Annotated in this window: 19 protein-coding genes, 1 pseudogene and 1 riboswitch; of the genes and pseudogenes, 14 read left to right on the top strand and 6 right to left on the bottom strand. The window is 61.2% G+C overall.

All coding sequences use genetic code 11. The annotated features are described in order from the left end of the window. Positions 1–85 precede the first annotated feature (85 nt). Positions 86–823 (top strand): acetoacetyl-CoA reductase, encoded by a 738-nt coding sequence (gene phbB, locus RAE19_RS00975; protein WP_313873162.1) that lies wholly within the window; start codon positions 86–88, stop codon positions 821–823. A 171-nt stretch (positions 824–994) separates the two neighbouring features. After that, a complete protein-coding gene (locus RAE19_RS00970) occupies positions 995–2,269 on the top strand; it encodes an HD-GYP domain-containing protein (RefSeq protein WP_313873161.1) in 1,275 nt (424 codons plus the stop codon). Positions 2,270–2,523: 254 nt separating this feature from the next. On the opposite strand, the gene RAE19_RS00965 is transcribed toward RAE19_RS00970, so the two are convergent. Both RAE19_RS00965 and zapB read right to left on the bottom strand, forming a co-directional pair. Further along, positions 2,524–2,853 (bottom strand): cell division protein ZapA, encoded by a 330-nt coding sequence (locus RAE19_RS00965; RefSeq protein ID WP_313873160.1) that lies wholly within the window; start codon positions 2,851–2,853, stop codon positions 2,524–2,526. After that, positions 2,850–3,074 (bottom strand): cell division protein ZapB, encoded by a 225-nt coding sequence (zapB, locus tag RAE19_RS00960; RefSeq protein WP_313873159.1) that lies wholly within the window; start codon positions 3,072–3,074, stop codon positions 2,850–2,852. Before zapB ends, RAE19_RS00965 begins: the two co-directional genes overlap by 4 nt. A 37-nt stretch (positions 3,075–3,111) precedes the next feature. Beyond that, positions 3,112–3,348, top strand: a riboswitch (cobalamin riboswitch). Positions 3,349–3,432: 84 nt separating this feature from the next. On the opposite strand from zapB, the pseudogene RAE19_RS00955 reads away from it, so the two are divergent. The 12 genes and pseudogenes from RAE19_RS00955 to RAE19_RS00900 all read left to right on the top strand — a co-directional run bounded on the left by RAE19_RS00955 (position 3,433) and on the right by RAE19_RS00900 (position 17,096). After that, a pseudogene (locus RAE19_RS00955) lies at positions 3,433–4,768 on the top strand (cobyrinate a,c-diamide synthase). Continuing rightward, positions 4,765–5,619, top strand: a complete 855-nt coding sequence (locus RAE19_RS00950; protein WP_313873158.1) for an ABC transporter substrate-binding protein — start codon at positions 4,765–4,767, stop codon at positions 5,617–5,619. The pseudogene RAE19_RS00955 and the gene RAE19_RS00950 overlap by 4 nt, the downstream one beginning before the upstream one ends. Beyond that, positions 5,616–6,197 (top strand): bifunctional adenosylcobinamide kinase/adenosylcobinamide-phosphate guanylyltransferase, encoded by a 582-nt coding sequence (locus RAE19_RS00945; protein WP_313873157.1) that lies wholly within the window; start codon positions 5,616–5,618, stop codon positions 6,195–6,197. The genes RAE19_RS00950 and RAE19_RS00945 overlap by 4 nt, the downstream gene beginning before the upstream one ends. Positions 6,198–6,268: 71 nt before the next feature. Then, positions 6,269–6,946, top strand: a complete 678-nt coding sequence (locus tag RAE19_RS00940; RefSeq protein ID WP_313873156.1) for an energy-coupling factor ABC transporter permease — start codon at positions 6,269–6,271, stop codon at positions 6,944–6,946. 28 nt (positions 6,947–6,974) lie between these two features. Further along, positions 6,975–7,544 (top strand): cob(I)yrinic acid a,c-diamide adenosyltransferase, encoded by a 570-nt coding sequence (gene cobO, locus RAE19_RS00935; protein WP_313873155.1) that lies wholly within the window; start codon positions 6,975–6,977, stop codon positions 7,542–7,544. Continuing rightward, complete coding sequence (locus tag RAE19_RS00930; RefSeq protein WP_313873154.1) at positions 7,544–8,362, top strand: ABC transporter ATP-binding protein; 819 nt, start codon at positions 7,544–7,546, stop codon at positions 8,360–8,362. The genes cobO and RAE19_RS00930 overlap by 1 nt, the downstream gene beginning before the upstream one ends. Then, positions 8,352–9,323 carry an ABC transporter substrate-binding protein gene (locus RAE19_RS00925; RefSeq protein ID WP_313873153.1) on the top strand — a complete coding sequence of 324 codons (972 nt, stop codon included), beginning with the start codon at positions 8,352–8,354 and terminating at the stop codon, positions 9,321–9,323. The genes RAE19_RS00930 and RAE19_RS00925 overlap by 11 nt, the downstream gene beginning before the upstream one ends. Positions 9,324–9,340: 17 nt before the next feature. Next, entirely contained in the window at positions 9,341–10,372 is a 1,032-nt protein-coding gene (locus RAE19_RS00920; protein ID WP_313873152.1) for a FecCD family ABC transporter permease, read from the top strand. 43 nt (positions 10,373–10,415) lie between these two features. Next, the gene (gene cobW, locus RAE19_RS00915; protein WP_313873151.1) at positions 10,416–11,462 is read left to right on the top strand and encodes a cobalamin biosynthesis protein CobW; all 1,047 of its coding nucleotides are present in this window, start codon (positions 10,416–10,418) and stop codon (positions 11,460–11,462) included. Positions 11,463–11,488: 26 nt separating this feature from the next. Further along, positions 11,489–15,295, top strand: coding sequence for a cobaltochelatase subunit CobN (gene cobN, locus RAE19_RS00910; protein ID WP_313873150.1), 3,807 nt, complete (start codon positions 11,489–11,491; stop codon positions 15,293–15,295). A gap of 2 nt (positions 15,296–15,297) precedes the next feature. Continuing rightward, the gene (locus RAE19_RS00905) at positions 15,298–16,398 is read left to right on the top strand and encodes an ATP-binding protein (protein WP_430962500.1); all 1,101 of its coding nucleotides are present in this window, start codon (positions 15,298–15,300) and stop codon (positions 16,396–16,398) included. A gap of 92 nt (positions 16,399–16,490) precedes the next feature. Next, positions 16,491–17,096, top strand: a complete 606-nt coding sequence (locus RAE19_RS00900) for a vWA domain-containing protein (RefSeq protein WP_313873149.1) — start codon at positions 16,491–16,493, stop codon at positions 17,094–17,096. A gap of 518 nt (positions 17,097–17,614) precedes the next feature. On the opposite strand, the gene RAE19_RS00895 is transcribed toward RAE19_RS00900, so the two are convergent. The 4 genes from RAE19_RS00895 to istB all read right to left on the bottom strand — a co-directional run bounded on the left by RAE19_RS00895 (position 17,615) and on the right by istB (position 22,272). Beyond that, positions 17,615–18,304 carry a hypothetical protein gene (locus RAE19_RS00895; protein ID WP_313873148.1) on the bottom strand — a complete coding sequence of 230 codons (690 nt, stop codon included), beginning with the start codon at positions 18,302–18,304 and terminating at the stop codon, positions 17,615–17,617. A gap of 228 nt (positions 18,305–18,532) precedes the next feature. Then, on the bottom strand, positions 18,533–19,240 hold the full coding sequence (locus RAE19_RS00890; protein WP_313873147.1) for a hypothetical protein: 708 nt from the start codon (positions 19,238–19,240) through the stop codon (positions 18,533–18,535). A gap of 370 nt (positions 19,241–19,610) precedes the next feature. Further along, on the bottom strand, positions 19,611–21,278 hold the full coding sequence (locus tag RAE19_RS00885; protein WP_313873146.1) for a DUF7017 domain-containing protein: 1,668 nt from the start codon (positions 21,276–21,278) through the stop codon (positions 19,611–19,613). A gap of 202 nt (positions 21,279–21,480) precedes the next feature. Then, positions 21,481–22,272 (bottom strand): IS21-like element helper ATPase IstB, encoded by a 792-nt coding sequence (istB, locus tag RAE19_RS00880; RefSeq protein WP_313873002.1) that lies wholly within the window; start codon positions 22,270–22,272, stop codon positions 21,481–21,483. Between the last annotated feature and the right edge of the window lie 11 nt (positions 22,273–22,283).

Raw genomic sequence — 22,283 nt, 5'->3', positions numbered from 1 at the left:
AAGTGTTTTTGGCTACTGGCGCAGAGAGGATAAGCGCTGGTAGCTATAAATTGAATAGCAAACTGATTTAAAAAGAGGAAACAAAATGAGTCAAAAAGTAGCGTATGTAACCGGTGGCATGGGTGGCATCGGGACCGCCATCTGCCAGCGTTTGCACAAAGAGGGCTTCAAAGTGATCGCCGGTTGCGGCCCCACACGCGACCACGCCAAGTGGCTGGCAGAGCAAAAAGAGCTGGGCTACAGCTTCTACGCTTCGGTGGGCAATGTGGGTGATTGGGATTCCACCGTCGAAGCTTTCAGCAAGACCAAGGCCGAGCACGGCAGCATTGACGTGCTGGTGAACAACGCCGGCATCACCCGCGACCGCATGTTCCTGAAGATGAGCCGCGAAGACTGGCAAGCGGTGATGAGCACCAACCTCGACTCCATGTTCAACGTCACCAAGCAAGTGGTGCCTGACATGGTGGAAAAAGGCTGGGGCCGCATCATCAACATCTCCAGCGTGAACGGCGAAAAGGGCCAGGCCGGCCAGACCAACTACTCGGCTGCCAAGGCCGGTATGCATGGTTTCTCCATGGCTCTGGCCCAGGAGCTGGCCACTAAGGGCGTGACGGTCAACACCGTGAGCCCCGGCTACATCGGTACCGACATGGTCAAAGCCATCCGTGAAGACGTGCTGGCCAAGATCGTGGCAACCGTGCCGGTCAAGCGTTTGGGTGAACCTTCGGAAATCGCCTCCATCATCGCGTGGCTGGCGTCTGAAGAAGGCGGCTACGCTACTGGTGCTGACTTCTCGGTCAACGGCGGCTTGCACATGGGCTAATTTCGCCCTGCGCATCCCAAAAACCCGCTTCGGCGGGTTTTTTTGCGTCTGTAGTGAGACAGCACCACAAGAAAGTAGGTGCGTTCTGCGATCGTTGGCGGGCGCTGGGGTATCCTCATTACGGTGTAGTTTTGTTGGCCCGCAATCGCCAAGGGCCAACCCCCGGAACCTATGAAATCTGAAGAGTCTGTCTGGATCGATGTTGCGCTTTTGCGTGTGGGCCACTACGTGGAATTGGACGTAGGGTGGATGGCACACCCATTTCCGACCGGCAGCTTCAAAATCAGCTCCCCCAAGCAAATCGAAGTCATCAAAGGCTTGGGTAAAAAGCAAGTGCGTGTGGTTCCGCGCAAGAGTGATGAGCCTTCTGCGGAGGCGGCTGATGTCCCGTCTGAAGCCGCCAGCCTTTTGACCCAGGAGCAGGCGGACGCCGAGCAGCGCCGACTTCGCGCCGCCATGCTCACCGCCCAGGAGCGCAGTCTGATCGCTTGTGAGCGCAGATTCGCAGAGTCGGTGCGCCTGTATCGCAAAACGATGGACATGGTGCAGTCGCAGCCCAAGTTGGCGACTGAGCCCTGCCTCGGGATGGTTAACACCTATGTCACCGAGCTGATGGACAACGGTGAGGCAGCCATCCGCTTGCTCTCCGAGGCGGCAGGTGACAAATCGGCCATGCACCCTGTCAACGTCACTGTGATCTCCTTGCTGCTCGGCAAGGCCATGGGGTTGAACAAAGCAGAGTTGATCGATCTCGGCATGGCGGCTTTCTTACACGATATCGGCAAAGTGAAATTGCCGGACCGGGTGCGCTGGTTGGAAGACAACTTTTCAAGTGCAGAGTACCGCCTCTATCAAGAGCACGTGCCTCAGGGCCTCGCTATTGGAAAGGGCATGGAGCTGCGCTCCCCTGTGTTGCTGGCCATGCTCCAGCACCACGAGATGGTGGACGGTAGCGGCTTCCCGTCACGCTTGCGCGGAGATGCCTTGGGCACCAGCGGGCGGATACTGGCCTTGGTGAACCGGTATGACAACCTGTGCAACCCGAGCCGGCCTGGCTCTGCGCTGACGCCGCATGAGGCGCTCTCGCTGATATTTGCGCAGTTCAAAGCCCGTTTCGACGCGGTGACCTTGAGTGCATTCATCCGCATGATGGGGGTGTACCCCCCGGGTTCCGTGGTGCAGTTGATCGACGACCGGTTCGGCATTGTGGTGTCGGTCAACTCGGCGCGGCCGCTCAAGCCGCGAATCATCCTTCACGAACCGGGTGTAGCGCGGGCTGAAGCGTTGATTTTGGATCTGGAGAAAATGCCGCAACTGGGCATCCGGCGCAGCTTGAAGCCTGGCAACCTGCCTGCGGCAGCGCTGGACTATCTGGCGCCGCGCCAGCGAATTGCGTATTTCTTTGAGCAGGCTGCGGAGCCGGATACGGCTAGTGCCGAGGAGTGAGGGCGTTCGCCCGGAGAAGGGTGTCTGCGAAACTCCACCGGACCCGCATCCTGAACCGGGGTTCAGGTGGGCGAGGTCAGCTGCCACTTTGGGTTCATCTGACGCGAGATGATCACGCTAGCGGAGCAATGTTCCAAGCCCTGGCTCAATGAGCATTGGTTCAAGGAAATATAAAGCCCGGCAGGTTCGCAGACACCTGCATTGTAGGGGTCAACCCTGAGCTTGAGTGGCCCTCAGGGGCTTATTTGCAGTGCTTAGAGCAAGCGGCCATCGTCGCTCAGCGCGACATCGAGTCGCTCTAGCAGCGAAGTCAGCAGCAATGCACTGTCGCCCTCAATGGCTAGCGGCGTGCCGGCGCTTGCAGCCACGGTGGCAGGGGCTGCAGACTTGTCAGAAAGGTCGAACGCCAGGTTTAGCGCTGCTAGCACGGCAATCCGGTCACGGGCCCGCACCTTGCCTGCATCGCGGATTTTGCACATGGCAGTGTCCACGCGCTCCACGGCTTCCAGCAATCGGGATTCACCGCCTTCGGGGCAGCCAAGCAGGTAGCTCTGCCCCATGATTTGAACTTCCAGCTGTTTCATGTCGGATCTTTATGGGTCAGCAGGTGATCGGGAATGCGCTCCAAAAGCGCATCGACCCGCGCTCGCGCGGCACTCAATCTTGATTTGAGGGAGTCCCGCTCGTGGCTGAGTGTTTCCACTTGGCTGGTGAGTAGCGCGTTGGTCCGCTGAAGCTCCTCGTAGCGGAGCAACAAGCGTTCTACACGCTCGGCAATTTGGTCGATGGGAGTCTGATTCGCCATAAGTGTTTCATTGTAGGGGTGGCGCAAGCATTCCCTGCGTAAAATGCGCGGTGTTGGTGCTCGCGGTGTGGTTCGCATGCCGCAGTTCAACGGGAAGCAGGAGAGGGTGCCGCACGCGGCGGTCCTTAACCTGCGCTGCCCCCGCAACGGTAAGTGGACGTGTCGCTTTGACACTGCTTTCATCACAGTCACTGAACGCTTTGAACACGCGCTTGGGAAGACGATGAGGGTTGCCTCCACCAGCCCGGATACCGGCCAACAAGGTGGATATGCGCCAAGGCGCATGTCCGTAACGCTCAAGCCCTGGCGGGGAAGCCGGGGAGAGTGAAGCAACACAAGGCATGAGACAGCGCCTGTAATGTCACGTTCCTGCCCGGCACTCTTGATCACCGCCCCGTCTTCTGGACAGGGGAAAACCACGGTCACTTCCGCGTTGGCGCGCCTGCATGCGCGCCAAGGACGGCGAGTGCGCGTCTTCAAATGCGGACCTGATTTCCTAGACCCTTACTGGCACCAGCTCGCCAGTGGCGCACCGGTGTACCAGCTCGATTTGTGGATGACCGGTGAGGCCGATTGCCGCCAGCGCCTGAGCCAGGCCGCCGAAGAGGCGGACCTGATTCTGGTGGAAGGAGTCATGGGCCTGTTTGATGGCGACCCCAGTGCTGCCGACCTGGCCCAGCGCTTTGGCCTGCCCATCATGGCCGTGATGGACTCCGGCTCCATGGCCGGCACCTTTGGCGCGCTGGCCTACGGCCTGCAAACCTTCCGCCCCGGCCTGCGCTGGGCCGGTGCCTTGGCTAACCGCGTTGCCACCGAACGCCACGCCGCCATGCTGCAACGCAGCCTGCGCAGCGACAGTCCGTGGCTGGGTGCTGTGATGCGCAACGCTGCGATGACATTACCCGAGCGCCACTTGGGCCTGACGGTGGCGAGCGAAGTCGCTGACGCCCAAGCCCGTCTGGATGCCGCTGCCGACGCATTGGCTAACACGCCGCTGGGAAAAATGAGCCTGCAAGACCTGCAGCAGTGGTCCGTGGAGTTTGAGACGGCGAGTTCTACACGCACAAGGCCAAGCCTCAAGGGCACAACCATCGCCATAGCCCGGGACACCGCCTTCTGCTTCATCTACACCGCCAACCTCGATTGCTTACAAGAGTTGGGCGCCGACTTGGTTTTCTTTTCACCGCTCGCAGACACTGCCTTGCCCACCTGCGACGCAGTCTGGATCCCCGGTGGTTATCCGGAGCTGCACGCCAACACACTCTCAGCCAACACCCGTTTGCGCGACAGTCTTGCCGCCCACGTGCAGGCCGGGCAAACCCGTGTGGGCCGAGTGCGGCGGCATGATGGTTTTGTTCGACACGATCACGACCACCGACGGTGCACAACACACCCTTTGGGGCTTGCTGCCCGGTGATGTCACCATGCACAAGCGCCTGTCTGCTCTGGGCCCGCAGCAACTCAAACTGCAGACGGGCACCCTGCGTGGTCACACCTTTCACTACTCCACCAGCGCCAGCCCGCTGGTGCCGGTCGCCCGCACTGCGCGCCCCGACCACGATCCCATGCCCGATGCGGGCGAGGCGGTATGGCAGCAAGGTTCTGTGCGGGCTAGTTATTTCCACGCTTGGTTCCCATCCTGCCCGGAGGCGGTGGTGGAGCTGTTCACCCCGGCACAAGAGGGGGTTGCATGACGCAGGACCTCTTGCATTTCAGCCCCGGCCCGCAGCGCATCGTCTGCCTGACCGAAGAAACCACCGAGTGGCTGTACCTGTTGGGCCAAGAGCACCGCATCGTCGGCATCTCGGGCTACACCGTCCGCCCTCGGCGGGCACGGGACGAAAAGCCCAAGGTCAGCGCTTTCCTGAGCGCCAAAACCGACAAGATCATGGCGCTGCAGCCCGACTGCGTATTCGGTTTCTCGGACTTGCAAGCCGACATCGCGGCCGATCTGGTCAAGCGCGGGGTGCAGGTCACCATCTTTAACCAGCGCAGCGTGTCCGACATTTTTTCCATGCTCTACCAAGTCGCGGCCATGGTGGGTGAGGCAGAGCAGGGCGCCCGACGCATTGCACAGATGCAAGCTGACCTGCGGGCCATGCAAGCCGCGGTCGCTGCCCGGGTGGCCGCTGGTGCGCGCAGGCCCAAAGTGTTTTTTGAAGAGTGGGACGAGCCCCATATCAGCTGCATCCGCTGGGTGTCAGAGCTGATGACGATTGCGGGCGGAGACGACTGCTTTCCCGAGCTCTCTCTTGAGCCCATGGGCAAGCAGCGCATCATTGCCGACGGCGCCACTATCGTGCAGCGCGCGCCCGACATCGTGCTCGGCTCCTGGTGCGGAAAGAAATTCCGCCCTGAAAAGGTAGCTGCCCGTGAAGGTTGGGCCGATGTGCCGGCGGTGCGGGAGGCGCAGCTGTTCGAAATCAAGTCCGCCGACATCCTGCAACCCGGCCCCGCTGCGTTGACCGACGGAGTGCAGCAGATGCACCGCATCTTCATGCAGTGGATGGACAAGACTTTGCCCACCGATGGAGCACCCGCATGACAGACTTCACCATCGCCCGCAGCGAGCTCATTCTGGGTGGGCAGAAGAGCGGCAAGTCCCGCCGCGCCGAATTGCTGGCCCGCCAGTGGGTGCAGCAGTCGCCCGAGCACCGCGCGGTCATGATCGCCACCGCCCAGCCCTGGGACGACGAAATGCGCCTGCGCATCGCCCGCCACCAGCAGGAGCGGGCCGAGCGCGTACCCGGCATGACGACTGTGGAAGAGCCTCTGGCACTGGCCGAAGGCATTGCCCAGCACAGCACTCCGGCAACATTGGTGGTGGTGGACTGCCTGACCTTGTGGCTCACCAACCAGCTAATGCCCGCAGATATTGAATCAAATAGGCCTCTAGCGCCCGTGGATAGTGCGCGAGCAGCTTCTCTTTTGATAGCAATTTCGCAAGCTCCCGGGCCTGTGGTGCTGGTGGGCAACGAAATCGGCCTGGGCGTGATCCCCATGGGGCGCGAAGTGCGCGCCTTTGTGGACGCGCTGGGCCGGCTCAACCAGCAGTTGGCCGCAACCTGCGAGCGTGTCACCCTCATGGCGGCCGGTCTGCCGCTGACCCTGAAGGCGCCATGAAACGTTTTTTTTCATGGTTTGATTTCCCTGTTTAATCTCATTCATCACTTTTTTTACCAAGGAGCACCCTCATGCACATTGAACCCGGTCTGGTAGACACCACCAAAATCTTCCTGAGCTATGCGACGGCCACTACCGCGGCCCTGTATGCCACCAAACTGGCGGTCGATGCGGTCAAGCAAGACGGCACTTTGGCCCTGATCGCGCGCGCTTTCTTGTGCATTGGTCTGGTGTTTTGCTTCTTTGAAGTGGCACCCCACCACCCCGTGGGCGTGTCCGAGGTGCACCTGATTCTGGGCACTACGCTGATGCTAATCTTCGGCGTTGCACCTGCAGCCATCGGCCTGATGGGCGGCTTGTTGATCCAGAGCGTGTTTTTTGCGCAGCAAGACTTGCCCCAGTACGGCATGAACGTCACTACCTTGCTGGTGCCCTTGTTTGCAGCCTCCGCCTTGGCCCGTCGCATCGTGCCTGCCAACGTGGCCTATGTAGACCTGACCTACAGCCAGGCTTTCAAGCTGTCTGCTGCCTACCAGGGTGGCATCGTGGCGTGGGTGGCTTTCTGGGCGATTTACGGCCGTGGCGTGGGTATGGAAAACATGAGCCAGATCGCCACCTTCGGCGCAGCCTACATGACCGTCGTGCTGCTCGAGCCTTTGGTGGACCTGGGCGTATTGGCTGCTGCCAAGGCCATGCGTCGCCTGCAAGGCAGCCCCTTGGTCAACCAGCGCGTGTACACCGCTGCCTGAGCATCGCTTGAGTTGAAGGACTGTTCTTGTGGAATTGATCGCCCCGCCCGTTGACCGTGACACGCCCCGCCCGCAAGGCGAGCGGCGTGGTTTGATATTGGTGCACACCGGCACCGGCAAGGGCAAAAGCACCGCCGCCTTCGGGCTGGCGCTGCGCGCCCATGGCCGGGGCAAGGCGGTCAAGGTCTACCAGTTCATGAAAGTGCCCACCGCCCGTTTCGGCGAGCACCGCCTGTTCGAGCAGTTGGGCATTCCCATTACCGGCTTGGGCGATGGCTTCACCTGGAAGAGCAAAGACCTCGACCACTCCGCCGAACTCGCCCAAGCCGGCTGGGAGCAAGCCAAAGCCACGGTGATGGCCGGTGAACACTTCATGGTGGTGCTGGATGAAATCATGTACCCGCTGCGCTACGGCTGGATTCCGCTGGAATCCATCCTGTCTTGCCTGCGCGAGCGCCCGCCGCATGTGCACGTGGTGCTCACTGGCCGCAATGCGCCAGCCGAGTTGATCGAGCTGGCAGATACCGTCACCGAGATGACGCTGATCAAACACCACTTCAAAGCCGGTGTGCCCGCCCAGCGCGGGATTGAAGACTGATGACCGTGCCCCGGGTTACGTCCGCTGAGCCCGCCTTGTCTCTCGCTGCCGTGTCGTATCAGCGGCAGGGGCGGGCGGTGCTGGCGCAGGTGTCGCTGGACATTCCGTTTGGCCAGCACATTGCACTGCTAGGGCCCAACGGCGCGGGCAAGTCCAGCCTGCTGCACCTGATGGCCGGTCGCTTGCGGCCCGAGTCTGGGCAGGTGTTGCTCGGCGGCACCGATCTGCAACAGATGCCCGGCCCCGAACGGGCGCTGCAGATGGCCGTGGTGCATCAGCATGAATTTATCCATGCCCAGCTCCGGGTGCGCGACTACGTAGCACTGGGCCGCACACCCCACAGCGGTGCAGGCCGCGCTGAACATGCGCACGCCATCGACACTGCGCTCAGTCGCTGTCGCCTGCAAGACCTGCAAGACCGGGCCATGGGCACACTCTCCGGCGGGGAGCAGCAGCGCAGCGCCATTGCTCGGGCTTTGGCTCAAGAGCCCCGTATTTTGTTACTCGATGAGCCCACCAACCATTTGGACCTGCGTACCCGCTCTGATGTGCTGGACCTGCTGGCCAGCCTAGAGATCACGGTGGTGGCCGCACTCCACGAGCTGAGTCTGGTGCAGCGCTTTGCCCACCGCGCCGTGTTGCTGGGTGAGCGCAGGGTGGTGGCTGACGATGTGCCCGCCCAAGTGCTCACGCCCGAGCTGGTGCTGGGCAATTTCGGGATGGATGTGTTTTACCTGCCGTTGCCCCACCGTGACCAGCCGGTCGCCGTGTTTGAATCCCCCGGGCTCCGCCCGGCAATCCAAGAATATGAAAACTAAACCCAATCTCACTTTTTCCTGCCGCTCGTGGCTTGCCGCTTGCGGCCTTTCGGTGCTGTCTTTGGCAGCACACGCCCAAACTTTCCCAGTGACGGTGGACAGCTGTGGCGAAAATCTCACTTTTGCAGCGCCGCCCAAGGCCGCCTTGATCCACGACATCAATATGACCGACATGGCCTTGTCGCTCGGGCTGCAAAGCCAGATGGCCGGTGTGAGCGGCATTACCGGCTGGTACAAGATGAGCCCCGAGTTCAAGCAGGCCTTGGGCAACATCAAAGAAATTGCGCCCAAGCAGCCCAGCCTGGAAAACATCTTGGCGCTCAAGCCTGATTTCTTTTTTGCAGGCTGGAATTACGGCATGGCCGTGGGCGGCGAGGTCACGCCCACCACGCTCAAAAAATACAAAATCCCCACGCTGGTGCTGAGCGAAAGCTGCATCCATGTGGACAAGGCCCGCCCGCCTGCCAGCATGGAGCTGCTGTACGCCGACTACCTCAAGCTAGGCACCATCTTCGGCAAAGAAGCCCAAGCCAAGGCACAAATTGCCCAGTGGAAGCAGCGCCTGGCAGCTTTGCCCAAAGCCACCGGCAAAGAGCCACTGCGCATGTTCTTGTTTGACTCGGGCGAAGACAAGCCATTTACAGCCGGCAAATTCGCCATCCCCACCGCGATGATGGCAGCCGTGGGCGGCCGCAACATCATGGACGATGTCGACGCCAGCTGGGGCACCGTGGCGTGGGAGGCCGTGGCCGCCCGCAACCCCGAGTTCCTGGTGTTGCTCGACTATCAAAACGACGGCGGCGCTGACAAGCTCCTCCAGTTCCTGCAAAAGCATCCGCTGATGCAGCACACCACGGCCGTCAAAAACAAGCGCTTTGTCGCTTTGCGCTACGAAGAGCTCACCCCCGGCCCGGCCAACGTGGCTGCCATTGAAAAAATGGCTCGGGCTGTTAACCGCTGATGCCCGGGTCCGCCTCCATGCGTCTGGCTCCTGCTGTGCGATCCACCAGCCTGCTGACCGTGTGTCTGCTGCTGTTGCTGGCGTGCGTGAGCTTGCTGTCAGTGGTGTCGGGTGCTACTGAGGTGGCGTGGTCGCAGGTTGGGCATGGCCTGGGCCTGTGGTTGCGCGGCGCGCCCGATGCGGACTACACCATGGTCGACCGCATCGTGGTGGATCTGCGCGTGCCCCGCATGTTGTTGGCGATTGTGGTGGGGGCCGGTCTGGCCTTGGTGGGTGCGCTGTTGCAAACCACCACCCGCAACGATTTGTCAGACCCCTATCTTTTCGGCCTGTCCTCGGGCTCGGCGGCCGGAGCCGTGGCAGTGATTACGCTCACCGGCGAGGTGCTGGGCGTCTGGACGCTTCCGCTCGCTGCCTTCGTAGGCGGCATGGCGTCGGTGGTGGTCGTGTTGCTGCTGTTGCGCCGCTACCGCAGCCACACGCCGGAGCGCATGATTCTGGCAGGCCTGTCCGTCTCGTTTTTGTTTACCGCACTGACCTACTACTTCACCTTTCTGGGCGACCAGCGTGCCGCCCAGTCGGTCATGTTCTGGACCATGGGTGGCCTGGGCTCTGCCCGCTGGGACAACCTGTTTATCCCCCTGACGGGTTTGCTGGTGCTGTCGCTTTTCTCGTGGCACAGGCGCCACGCGCTGGACGCCATGCTCAGCGGCGACCACACCGCGCACAGCTTGGGCATCGCGCCCGAGCGGCTGCGGTTGCAGGCCTTTGTGGTGTGCGCCTTTGCCACCGCGTGTTTTGTGGCAGTCTCCGGGGTGATTGGTTTTGTCGGCCTCATGGTTCCGCACCTCGCCCGCGCACTGGCTGGGGCACTGCACCGCCGCATGCTGCACATCGCCATGCTGATTGGCGCCTTGCTGCTGTTGCTCAGCGATGTGGTGAGCCGGTCCATTCTGGCCCCCCAAGAGCTCCCGGTGGGCATCGTGACCGCCAGCGTGGGCGCCTTGTTTGTCATGTACACCCTGCTGCACCAGTCTGACGGCGCCTGATTGCCACCCGTTTTATTCATTTTTTTACGTTCATTTCCACACCATGCAAACCCGCAAAATCCCCGCCACCATCGTCACCGGCTTTTTGGGCAGTGGCAAAACCACGCTCTTGCGTAACCTGCTCACCAACGCACAGGGCCGCCGCATTGCGGTCATCGTCAACGAGTTTGGCGAGCTGGGCATTGACGGCGAGCTGCTGCGCGGCTGTGGCATCGGCTGCGATGAAAACGGTGAAGAAAACGGCCAGTTGTTCGAGCTGGCCAACGGCTGCCTGTGCTGCACCGTGCAAGAAGAATTTGCTCCGGTCATGGAGCAACTGGCCGCCCGCCGCGACCAGATCGATTACCTCGTCATCGAAACCTCCGGCCTGGCCCTGCCCAAGCCGCTGGTGCAAGCCTTCCAGTGGCCCGCGCTGCGCAACGCCTTTACCGTGGATTCGGTGATCACCGTGGTGGACGCACCTGCAGTCGCTGCCGGCACCTTTGCCGAAGACCCGGTGGCGGTAGACGCCCTGCGCCGCTCGGACGACAACTTGGACCACGAATCCCCGCTGGCCGAGCTGTTTGAAGACCAGCTGGCCACGGCCGATTTGGTCATCGTGCACAAGGTGGACGGCATGGACGCCGCAGCGCTCGAAGCCGTGGAAGCCACCATCCGCGCTGAAGCGCCAGCGGGCGTGAAACTGGTGCGCGCCTCGCACGGCAATGTGCCGATGGACGTGCTGCTGGGTCTGGAGCGGGCGGTGGAGGATGTGATCGACTCCCGCAAAACCCACCACGACGAGGAAGAGGACCACGACCACGACGAGTTCGACTCGGTGTCCCTGACCCTGCAGGTGACCGACCGCGCCAAGGTGATTCCGGCCCTGACCGCGCTGGTGCAGCGCCATGAGATTTACCGCATCAAGGGCTTTGTGTCCTTGCCCGGTGCCGCCATGCGCCTGGTGGTGCAGGGCGTGGGCCAGCGTTTTGACAGTTACTTTGACCGCGCCTGGCGTGCGGACGAGCCGCGTGCCACCCGCCTGGTGTTCATTGGCGACCACCTGGACGCGGCCATGCTGCAGGCTGAGTTGCAAGCCGCATTGGCTTAAAGGCCGTTCATTAAAGGCAGTTCACCATGCATTTGCTCTCCACCCGCCCTGGCGGCCATGTCGAAGACGATGGCAATGGCATCGTGCGCGTGGAGCAAACGCCCGGTGACATCGTGGTGCTCACCGTGGCGGACACCACCTTGTCGCTCCTGGCCGAAGTGGCCAGCAACCTGCCCGCCGATTTTCCGACCGTGCGCCTGGCCAACCTGATGTGGCTGCGCCAGCCTGCGTCTACTGATTTGTACATGGACGATGTGTTGCGCCACGCCAAGGCCATCGTCATCGAACACCTGGGCGCCCCCAGCGACTGGGCCTACATCGTCGACCAGGTGTGCGAATCCGCCGCCGCGCGCGGCCAGTGGCTGGTGATGGTGTCGGGCGAATGTGTGGAAGACGCGCAGTTGCTGTTGCGCAGCACCGCCGCCAAAGACGACTGCACCCACCTGTGGCGCTGCCTCCGCGAAGGCGGGCGCGACAACGCCAACAACTTCTACCAGCTGATTGCCCATGCTGCCTTTGGCCGTGGCGAGCGGCCTGCACCAGCGCAGGTGCTCCCCGGTGCAGTGCGCTACGAGCCCTTGAGCCAAGTGGCCCCGTGGCGCGACGGTGCGCCCGTGGCGCTGCTGGTGTTTTACAAAGCCCATTTGCAGGCCGGCAACACCGCCGCGTTTGACGCCATGCTGGCTGCGCTGGCAGAGCAGGGGCTCAACACCCTAGCGCTGGCGCTGGACTCACTCAAAAACCCCGAGAGCATGGCGCTGCTGCAGACCATGGCGCGCGAGCACCAGGTGGATGTGGTGCTTAACGCCACCAGCTTTGCGGTGGGTTCCATCGACGGCAACGACAGTGGCGCCGAGGTGCAACCCGTGCTGCTGGCGGGGGATGCACCGGTGCTGCAGCTCATCACCGCGGGTTGCTCGCAAGAACAGTGGCAAGACGACCCGCACGGCCTCACCCCGCGCGACCTGGCCATGCAAATCGTGCTGCCCGAGGTCGATGGCCGCATTGGCACCCGGCCCATCAGCTTCAAGGGCCTGGCCTGGCGCTGCGAGCGCGCCGAAATTGATGTGGTGCGCTACCAGCCTGAGCTTGAGCGCATGGCCTATGTGGCCGCTCTCGCCCGTAAATGGTGCGCGTTGCGCTATAAAAAGAGTAGCGAAAAGCGCGTGGCGCTGGTGCTGGCCAATTACCCGAACGACGACTCGCGCTTGGCCAACGGCGTAGGGCTGGACACGCCTGCGTCCACCGTGGTCATCCTGAAAGCCCTGCAAGCCGCCGGCTATGCGACGGGCGATGTGCCGGCTGACAGCGACGCCCTGATGACCGACCTGACCCGCGGCATCACCAACAACCTGGACGCCAACGACGCTCGCCCAGTGGGGCAGAGCTTGGCCATGGCCGACTACCTGCAAGACTTCCACGCGCTGCCCGCCGAGAGCCAATCCGCCATCAACACGCTGTGGGGCCTGCCGGAGCAGGACCCGCTGGTGCGCCATGGCCGCTTCATGATTTCCGGCCAGCGCTATGGCAACGTTTTTGTGGGCAACCAGCCCGCCCGTGGGCGCGACCTGGACCTGGTAGCCACCTACCACGACGCTGACCTGGTGCCCACGCACAACTACCTGGCCTTTTACTTTTGGATGCGCCGTGCGTACAAAGTGGATGCCGTGGTGCACGTCGGCAAGCACGGCAACCTGGAGTGGTTGCCCGGCAAAAGCGTGGCGCTGGGCGCGGCCTGCTGGCCCGACGCCATCCTGGGCCCGCTGCCGCACCTGTACCCCTTCATCGTCAACGACCCGGGCGAGGGCGCGCAGGCCAAGCGCCGCACGCAGGCCGTCATCATCGACCACCTCATGCCCGCCATGACGCGGGCCGAAACCTATGGGCCCCTGCAGCAGCTCGAAGGCCGCATGGACGAGTATTACGAAGCCCTGTCCCTGGACCCGCGCCGCGCCAAGCTGCTGCGCGGCAGCATTCTGGAGCAGGTACTGGCCGATGGTTTGCATATCGAGCTGGGCTTTACCAAACCTGTCGATGATGCTGAGCGCGAAGCGCTGCTGCGCCGCCTGGACGCTTACCTGTGCGAGATTAAAGAGTCCCAAATCCGCGATGGCCTGCACACCTTCGGCCAGTCGCCCACCGGCCGCCAGAGGGTGGACACGCTGGTGGCGCTGGCCCGCTACCCCGGCGGGTCAGGTGCAGCCCAAGCCAGCCTGACGGTCGCCTTGGCGCAAGACCTGGGCCTGACGGACTTTGACGCCCTGAGCCCCGACTGGGCCGAGCCCTGGACCGGCGTACGGCCCGCCGTGCTGCAAGCCCTGAGCGATGACCCCTGGCGCCACGCCGGCCACACCCGCGAGCGCGTGGAGCTGCTGGCTACCCGCGTGGTGCAAGACATAGCAGAGCAGGGCAGTGCGCTGCCCGGTGGCCCGGCAGATATCCCCGACGCGTGGCCCCACACCAGCCAAGTGCTGCAGCGCCTGCAATCGGTGCTGGCCCCGCGCCTCGATGCCTGTGGCCCCAATGAGATCACCCAGCTGCTGCGCGGGCTCGATGGCCGCTTCATCCCGCCCGGCCCCAGTGGCGCACCGTCGCGCGGCCGGCCCGATGTACTGCCCACCGGGCGCAACTTTTATTCAGTGGACACCCGCGCAATCCCCACCCAAACCGCCTACGCCATGGGCGCCAAGGGCGCAGACCGCGTGGTCGAGCGCCATCTGCAAGACCATGGCGCATACCCCACGGCCATGGGCCTGTCGGTATGGGGCACCAGCACCATGCGCACCGGCGGTGAGGATGTGGCCCAGGCCTTCTCGCTTTTGGGTGTGCGGCCCAAGTGGGCAGCCGGCAGCAACCGCGTCACCGACATCGAAGTCATGCCGATGACCGTGCTGGGCCGCCCGCGTGTGGACGTGACGCTGCGGGTGTCCGGCTTCTTTCGTGATGCTTTCCCCAATGTGATTGATTTGTTTGACACTGCCGTGCGCGCCGTGGCTGCCATCTCGCCCGAGGACGAGGCGGATGATGTCAACCCCATCCGCGTGCGGGTGCAGGCCGAGGCTGCGCAGGCCCAGGCCGCCGGCCACAGCGATGCGGAAGCCGAGCGCGCTTCCACCTGGCGCGTGTTTGGCCCCCGGCCTGGTGGCTATGGCGCGGGCCTGCAAGCGTCGATTGCCAGCGGCAACTGGACCGAGCGCTCCGAGCTGGCCGAAGCCTATTTGCGTGCCGGTGCCTTTGCTTACGGCCAGGACAGCGACGGTGCTGCCGCCCCCGAGGCCTTTGCCCAGCGCATGGCCGGCCTGGACGCGGTGCTGCACAACCAGGACAACCGCGAGCACGACATCCTCGACTCCGGCGACTACTACCAGTTCATGGGCGGCATGGCCGCGGCGGTGGAGCACCTGAGCGGCAAAACAGCCGCCCTGTACCACGGCGACTTCAGCGTGCCCGGCGCACCGCAAATTCGCAGCTTGGGTGAAGAAGTGGCCCGCGTGGTGCGCTCGCGCGCCGTCAACCCCAAGTGGATAGACGGCATCAAGCGCCACGGCTACAAGGGCGCGTTTGAAATGGCGGCCACCGTCGATTTTTTGTTTGCCTTTGACGCCACTACCGGCGTGGTGGCCGACCACCAGTACGCGTTGGTTGCCGACGCCTATGTGCATGACGACGACACCCGCGCTTTCTTGCAGCAACACAACCCCGGCGCCCTGCGCAGCATTGGTGAGCGCCTGTTGGAGGCCATGCAGCGCGGCCTGTGGGCCGAGCCCGGCGACCACCGCGAACGCATCCAGGACCATCTGCTGGCGCTGGAAAACCAACTGGAAGCATCCTGACCATGCCCCTTAATCCTGACATGCGCTCCACCGAGCCATCCGCCGCCCCGGCATCCGCCAGCGCGCCCGAGCCAGTGCCTTTCCCCTTCACCGCGCTGGTGGGCCAGCAGGCACTGCAGCGCGCTTTGCTGCTGGTGGCGGTAGACCCCGGCATTGGTGGGGTGCTCATTGGCGGGCCGCGCGGCACCGCCAAGTCCACCGCTGCGCGCGCCTTGGCCGCCTTGCTACCGCAGGCCCCGTTTGTCACGCTGCCACTGGCTGCCAGCCTGGAGCAGCTGGTGGGCACACTCAGTATTGAAGACGCCTTGCAAAGCGGCGCCGTGCGCCTCTCGCCCGGCTTGGTGGCGCGCGCGCACCAGGGTGTGCTGTATGTGGACGAGGTGAATTTGCTGCCCGACGCGCTGGTCGATGCCTTGCTGGACGTAGCCGCCAGCGGCGTCAACACCGTGGAGCGCGACGGCATCTCGCAGCGCCACGCCGCGCGCTTTGTGCTGGTGGGCACCATGAACCCGGAGGAGGGCGAGCTGCGCCCCCAGCTGCTGGACCGCTTTGGCCTCTCGGTGTGGCTGCACAACCCCACTAATGCAGAGCAGCGCCAGCAGATCGTGCGCAGCCGCTTGCTGTTTGATGCGGACCCCGTAGCCGTGGCCGCCAGCCATGCCGATGCGGTGCAAAACCTGGCTGCTACCGTGCTGGACGCGCAAGCCCTGTTGCCCCGCGTGCAGTGGCCGGACGATGCGGTGGCGCACGCAGGTGCGCTGGCCCTGGCCGCCGGGGTAGATGGTGTGCGCGCCGATCTGGTGATGCTGCGCGCCGCCCGCGCATCTGCCGCGCTGGACGGACGCGATGCGGTTGCGGTGGCCGATGTGGACGCCGTGGCCGAGCTGGCCTTGCACCATCGCCGGCAGGTGGGGGCGCAACAGCCAACGCCCCAAGCAGCGCAAAAGCCCCAATCCCCAATGCAAAGCCAAGACGCCAGCGCCCCCCGGCCGGAATCGGCCGGTGCCAGCAGTGCCGATGGCGATTGGGGCGCCATGCCTCCCGTGCCTGTGGGCACCCTACGGCCTGCGGCTGCAGGAGTGCTCCCGCCAAAAAAAGCCTGAGCCACCCCGGCCCCGCGCCCCAAAGTGCGGCGCGCGGCGGGCGGTGGCGCACAGCAGCTCTACCAGTTGGTGCCCAAGCACCGGCGGTAGCTGTGCGCGCGCCATCTGGCTCGGCAATACAACGCGGCGCCATCGCCTGGCTACCCACCTTGCAAGCCAAAGGCCGTAATGCCCTAGCCGCACAGCACCTGCGCTGGCGCGAGCCCAAGGGCAGGCCGTCTACCTTGCATTTGCTGCTGCTGGACACCTCAGGGTCCATGCGCCAAGGCGGCCGCCTAGCGCGGGCCAAAGGCTACGCGGCTAATGTGCTGGAGCAGGTCGCCCGCGCGGGCGACCATGTGGCGCTGCTGTGCTTTGGCGGACAGGGCGTGGAAGTGCTGGTGCCCCCAGGCCCCGCACGCCGCGCCGCCGCAGTGCGCGTGCAACAGCGCGGCGGCGGTGGCGGCACACCCTTGGCACAGGCCATGGCTGCTGCTGACAATTTGATGGCCCAACACCGCCGGGTGCGCAGCACCAGTGTCAGCACCGCGTCTACGGTTTTATGGCTGCTGACCGATGGACGCACTCTGGAGCAACCCCAAGCCCCGCGAGGTGCGGAGCAACTGGTAGTGGTGGACTTTGACGACGCCAATGTGCGGGTAGGGCGCTGTGCTGATTGGGCTGAGCACTGGAGGGCGGAGTATCGGCGGTGTGGCTAAGCGCTATGAAATTAGGAGCTGCTTGCGCATGTTTCATGAGCGCTAAAGCCTGTTTTTAGTCAAAAGTTTTCGTTGCAAAGTGGCGCTGTGCGCCACTCTTTAGGCTAGAAATCTAATCGTTGATCTGGTCTAAGTTGATAAGCAATTTACGTCAACCGCTGAACATCAGTTGACGAGTACGCATGTGTTGCTGACTAGGGCTTTGGTGTGAGTCTCGATTCGACCCATTGCAGTCTTCTGGCAATTCGGATTCATGACCCGCAAGCGGACATTCCGCGCGAGTTCCCCAGATGGGTACGATAGACAACCAGAATGGAGCGGTTGCTGTCGTTCGCCGCAGCGCCGTCACATCACGTTTGGATTCCCTTCTTAGACATTTGACTTCGCCAGATTGAGTGCGGAAAACCGGATGTCCTCGCGGACTCGCCGTGGTCGGCAGAGTTCGATCCGCAGCCGCCGGCGGCCGGTCCCCCTCAACCGATCAAGATCGGGCTTCCCGCGCCTCAAGCAGCTAGACATCATGGCCACTCTGCGGCGGGAGAGAACGCTTGACGATTTTTGACACTGGAGATTTGCCAGACGCAAACAGATATCTTGTCTGCCGTTCGGTAGCTCAGACGCTTGGTGCTAAATGAGATGGGGACTTGTGCATTGAAGCCGCGCTCAAAGTCTTTATAGAACTCTTGAAATCGATCAGAACAAGCCCTTACTTTGATCTTCGCGTCTGGGTTGCTTTTCGAGAACGACAGATACTCCCTTGTGAACCGCTTTCTTCCTCCACCTGCATTTACGTTCAGGTCCTTGAAGTTTTTGTCAAAGTGCTCTTTCAACCCTGCGACGATGAAATACCGCTTCACATGTCGTCCGGGAACTCGGACGCATTCAAGTCGGAGGATGTCATTCACGATTCTTTGCTTGTCGTACGGGCGTTCCGATACCCACTTGCATTCAATTGCGGATTCGATCACGCCAGTGTTTTTTGTATGAAGCACGTAGTCGATCTGTCGTGGACGCCCTGGGCCTGGCGCATTGAGCACCGGATGGTCGATCTCTGTTGCGAACGAACCCGAATGCTTGTGAATCAAATACTCAGCAATTGGATGTCCCAGGTATGCCTCCGATAGCAAGGCTTCTCGGCCACACAACAGCTGGTAGGACAGCCATCGGTTCACGGCGATTGCAAGATTTGGGACTTCTGCTGCGTTCACTTGGCATGCTCCTGAGAATGATCTAGGCGAATCACGTCAGTTGCGATCGACTGCTCGTAGCCCACAGCGGTCTTCTGAGGCTCTGGCCTACCATCTCCAAATCAGTCATCTGATCTGCAACCAGTGAATCGCGGCCGTTCAATTCACCTCGGACTCCAGAGTCCAGTGGAAAACGGGGGGCGTCGCAAGCGCGACGAAGAGTAATTGATTGCATCGCGCACAGCTTACTCATTTAATTGAATTAGGTAGCGTATCCATGGTCCGCCAAGCAACCATGGGCAGACCTGCTGCGTTTCGTGAGGCGTGCGTGAGATGACTCGCTGGCACAGCTGTTACCTGATTTCCTCGATTGATATCAATTAAATAGAAAACATCAGGCGCACCGCTCTCATCCCTTTTAACGGCAGCAACTCGAACAACATGTTCATCATTCAACCGAGCAAGATCAGGATTGTCACTGTAGATCTGCAACTTGTACAACCGGGATGCTTTTACTGACGCTAAAACTCCTCTACCTTCATCCAGCCAGCGAGCGAGCAATTCTGGATAATTTCCAGTGAAGCGACCGAGCCAGTCTCCCTCCAATTCCAGACCAAAATGCTGGGCTACTTTGGGAATACCCCATAAAGGTATCAACCCGGCAACGGATGAAAGAACACCTCTATTGCCTGTGCCCAGAGTCCAAAAATTGTTCTGGGAAAATTCAGCAACATCCTCATATTTCATCTTTGAATCGCGTTCGGCGAGTAGAGAATGCAATGCAAATGAGACACAGGTACCGTCTACCAGACGTGGATTTAACTTCCCAAGAGATTGAAGATGTTCAAAAGATGGGCTTAGAGATGCAATGCGCTGCGCCGCTTCTGTCGGCGAAACTGCCCAGATAGCAGGGCTAAGGAAAAATATCAACGAAAAAATGGTGAGTTTGAAACGCATGATGGGGTAACCGGCATTAGGGATGACTGTATTTGATGCATCGCCGAATTTCGGTTCTTAGCTATCCTTCTGAATAGCCGGCATTGTTGCCCATCTGTTTGCGTTAACGCCAGGAATCGCCCAGAAATCTTTAGCCATCTTCCAGCCTCATAGCTGTCATTCGTCGATGACTGCAGTTGGCCCTTACTCGTCTCAACAATCGACCCAAAGCGGTCCTCCGCACTCCTGAAATAGACGCCCGAAAGCAGACATCTGATCTGATACAAATGGGGCGCGCCTGCCGAGGTCGCCTATGCAGCGACTGCTGACTTTCCGCCTATTCAATCAAGCTCACGCTTGCTGTCGACAACCCGTCACTGACAAACTGCCGTCAAGTCGCGGTAACGGCTACTGCTCGCCATCCGTATCTATCCTCTTTCGGGTGCTTCGCGTACACAAGTACAGCAACCACGGTGTCGACTTCCAGCGGGACCGTCTCAACTATAAAAGGGGGGACAAACGCATCATCGACAAAAGCGAACCCCTTGGGATTCCTCCTCAAGTGCCCAATCGTCACCTTGACATCAGCATCTGGACGAGGACCTGGTTCAACGGCAAAAAGATCCTTTCGGCCCGTCTTGCGGTTTTGAGTCACTCGAAAACGAACGCCTTCCCCGGCTTCTGGGGAACGTGACCCGATCCAAGGGTCGTCGTCGATTCCAACCTCAAGATCCCGATCAACGAAGATTTTTGCCCGCCTCGTATCTGTTGCTGCGCGAGTTACCAGCCCGATCCCAGAATCGGTACAGTCCCAGTTAGCCCCATCCGACCGAACCGAAACCTGAACAATTGCGGCACGATCACTATCCCGTTGCTTGCCAAGAACTAGCGTTACAGGATCTCCGATCTTGATATTCCTGCAACGAACGCCCGGGCCAACAAGACTGACCGATGCACCATTTGATTCACGTATCGCAAAACGAGGAAGAGGCCGAGCTTTCCTTCCCGGTGGAGCATCCTTGGGCTGCTGTGGCACGATCGTTCCCAAATAGGTCGCAGGCTTCACTTCTACAGAATCGAAACACAGTACCAGTGCGTCCTGGGAATGTTGGGCATAGAAGTCCTTGGCCCTATCAGCACCTTGTGCTGACGAGTCATACCAACTGCTGTTAATCAAGTCCTGAAGCTCCGCATCGATTCCCCAACCTTGCTCTTGCCGGAGAGATATCACCGATGACAGTTCGCTGCTTGCCTGAGCAAAATCACCGCGATCTGCCAACATCTGGGCAAGCTCACGGTGAACCTTAACAGTGAACTTGGGGTCTGAACCGCATTCCAACGCCCGACACGCGCACGCTAATGCGAGGTCTGGCTGCTCCTCTGAATACAGTCTCGCAGCCTCGGCCCATACCCAAAACTCATTTCTCTTCGCTTTGATGACTGGACCAAGAACTCCGGCAGCTTCGGCATGGCGATGGACGCGCCGCAGCAGATAAACTCTGTCCCAATCCATCCATAGGGCATCGTCACCCTCGGCCACAGGCCGCACGCGGTCGATCCATTCAAGCGCCAGATCAATATCCTCTTGGGCCGCATCAGGGAATGCCTTCATCCACTTCGCCAAGCCACGGGCGATTCCAAGGGCAATAGGCGGAAAACGATTTTCATCGAGCTGGTTGTACTGCCAATCTTCCGCACCGAGGCCGTCGAAGCCCACCCACCGAATAAACCCAGGGAAGAATGGAAAGTGCGGCGCGATCTTCGACAACGCGCGCAAGATGTTGGACAGCGCGTTGTCTGGCCGGCGCTTCGGTTGCCGCGCGTATCGGCGTAACGCCTGATGAGTTTGATTGACAACCGCGGTGGGGACTGGCTGCCCTCCTTTTAGCTTGGAAACTATGGAAGACACGTAGTTCTTGACCAAGCCATAGAACGCCCAGTCAATCTGCGTCCGCATTTTGAAGTCATTGGAATCGTCCGCAAGCTCATGGAGGCCATGGTCAATAGCCTCTTGGAAACGCCCGGTTTTGCGGAGCGCTTGTATGTCTTCCCACGTCATTGGAAAACAGACCTTATCGTTTCAACGGACTCTGGGCTGCTGCACGACAACGGGCGCAAGCTGGAAACGAGCCCCTGCTTGTCGAAGTTGATCTCAAAACCGACTCGTGTCACTTTGCGGCATATAGGAGCCAGTGATTTTCGGCATATAGAGACCAGCCGGAGGGTGTCTGACGGACATCACTCGGGTATGGATTTTGCCTTTATTTGACGTCTTTTTGTTGCGTTGAATTCTTTGTTTTTGTCGGCATGGTGGTCGGCATCTGGCGTGGCGCCCGATAGGACTGGCCATCAAGCACCAGGCAGTATGCGTTGTGACGTAAGCGGTCCAAGGTTGCGGATGCCAAGAGCGGGTTGACTGGGAATGCCTGATCCCATTCAGTAAAGTCCAGATTGCTGGTGACGATGGTGGCAGTGCGCTCGTAGCGCTCGGCAATGAGTTCATGCAGGTCTTCGTCGGCCGGCGCACGCAGAGGCTTGAGTCCGAAGTCATCAATGATGAGTACCGGAATGCGACTCAAGGTCTGCAGCTTGCGCTCGTAGGCGTTGGTGGCGCGCGCGGCGTGCAGTGACTGCGTGAGTGCCGAGCAGTTGGTAAACAGCACATCCACGCCCTGACGGATCGCACAATGGCCCAAGGCCTGCGCAAGATGACTCTTGCCGGTTCCACTAGGGCCAACAATCAATACCGGAGAACACTCCCGCACGTAGCGCCCGGTGGCCAGGTCATGCACCAGCGCGCGGTTGAGTTGGGGTAGCCGCTCGAAGTCAAACTGCTCCAGCGTTTTGGTGGAGCGGAACTGGGCCCGGCGCAGGCGGGTACTGAAACTGTTCTGCTCCCGGCGGGCCACTTCATCGCCCATCAGGATGGCCAGGAACTCCGTATAGGCCAACTTCGATTCAATCGCCTGGCGGTTTCTGGCGTCCAGCGAATCCAGAATACCGGACAAGCGCAACTGCTTGAGATGTGGAACGAGTTCGGGGATGGGTGTCATTTGGGATGGTC

Source organism: Rhodoferax potami (assembly GCF_032193805.1).
GTDB classification, from domain to species: Bacteria; Pseudomonadota; Gammaproteobacteria; order Burkholderiales; family Burkholderiaceae_C; genus Allorhodoferax; species Allorhodoferax potami_A.
The sequence above is the reverse complement of the archived record's forward strand: the minus strand, read 5'-3'. Positions and strand labels throughout refer to the sequence as shown.

Excerpts from the sequence above, each read along its gene's own strand:
- phbB (WP_313873162.1), top strand. The coding sequence starts at position 86 with ATGAGTCAAAAAGTAGCGTATGTAACCGGTGGCATGGGTGGCATCGGG.
- RAE19_RS00970 (WP_313873161.1), top strand. The coding sequence starts at position 995 with ATGAAATCTGAAGAGTCTGTCTGGATCGATGTTGCGCTTTTGCGTGTG.
- RAE19_RS00965 (WP_313873160.1), bottom strand. The coding sequence starts at position 2,853 with ATGAAACAGCTGGAAGTTCAAATCATGGGGCAGAGCTACCTGCTTGGC.
- zapB (WP_313873159.1), bottom strand. The coding sequence starts at position 3,074 with ATGGCGAATCAGACTCCCATCGACCAAATTGCCGAGCGTGTAGAACGC.
- RAE19_RS00950 (WP_313873158.1), top strand. The coding sequence starts at position 4,765 with ATGACGCAGGACCTCTTGCATTTCAGCCCCGGCCCGCAGCGCATCGTC.
- RAE19_RS00945 (WP_313873157.1), top strand. The coding sequence starts at position 5,616 with ATGACAGACTTCACCATCGCCCGCAGCGAGCTCATTCTGGGTGGGCAG.
- RAE19_RS00940 (WP_313873156.1), top strand. The coding sequence starts at position 6,269 with ATGCACATTGAACCCGGTCTGGTAGACACCACCAAAATCTTCCTGAGC.
- RAE19_RS00930 (WP_313873154.1), top strand. The coding sequence starts at position 7,544 with ATGACCGTGCCCCGGGTTACGTCCGCTGAGCCCGCCTTGTCTCTCGCT.
- RAE19_RS00925 (WP_313873153.1), top strand. The coding sequence starts at position 8,352 with ATGAAAACTAAACCCAATCTCACTTTTTCCTGCCGCTCGTGGCTTGCC.
- RAE19_RS00920 (WP_313873152.1), top strand. The coding sequence starts at position 9,341 with ATGCGTCTGGCTCCTGCTGTGCGATCCACCAGCCTGCTGACCGTGTGT.
- cobW (WP_313873151.1), top strand. The coding sequence starts at position 10,416 with ATGCAAACCCGCAAAATCCCCGCCACCATCGTCACCGGCTTTTTGGGC.
- cobN (WP_313873150.1), top strand. The coding sequence starts at position 11,489 with ATGCATTTGCTCTCCACCCGCCCTGGCGGCCATGTCGAAGACGATGGC.
- RAE19_RS00905 (WP_430962500.1), top strand. The coding sequence starts at position 15,298 with ATGCCCCTTAATCCTGACATGCGCTCCACCGAGCCATCCGCCGCCCCG.
- RAE19_RS00890 (WP_313873147.1), bottom strand. The coding sequence starts at position 19,240 with ATGCGTTTCAAACTCACCATTTTTTCGTTGATATTTTTCCTTAGCCCT.
- RAE19_RS00885 (WP_313873146.1), bottom strand. The coding sequence starts at position 21,278 with ATGACGTGGGAAGACATACAAGCGCTCCGCAAAACCGGGCGTTTCCAA.
- istB (WP_313873002.1), bottom strand. The coding sequence starts at position 22,272 with ATGACACCCATCCCCGAACTCGTTCCACATCTCAAGCAGTTGCGCTTG.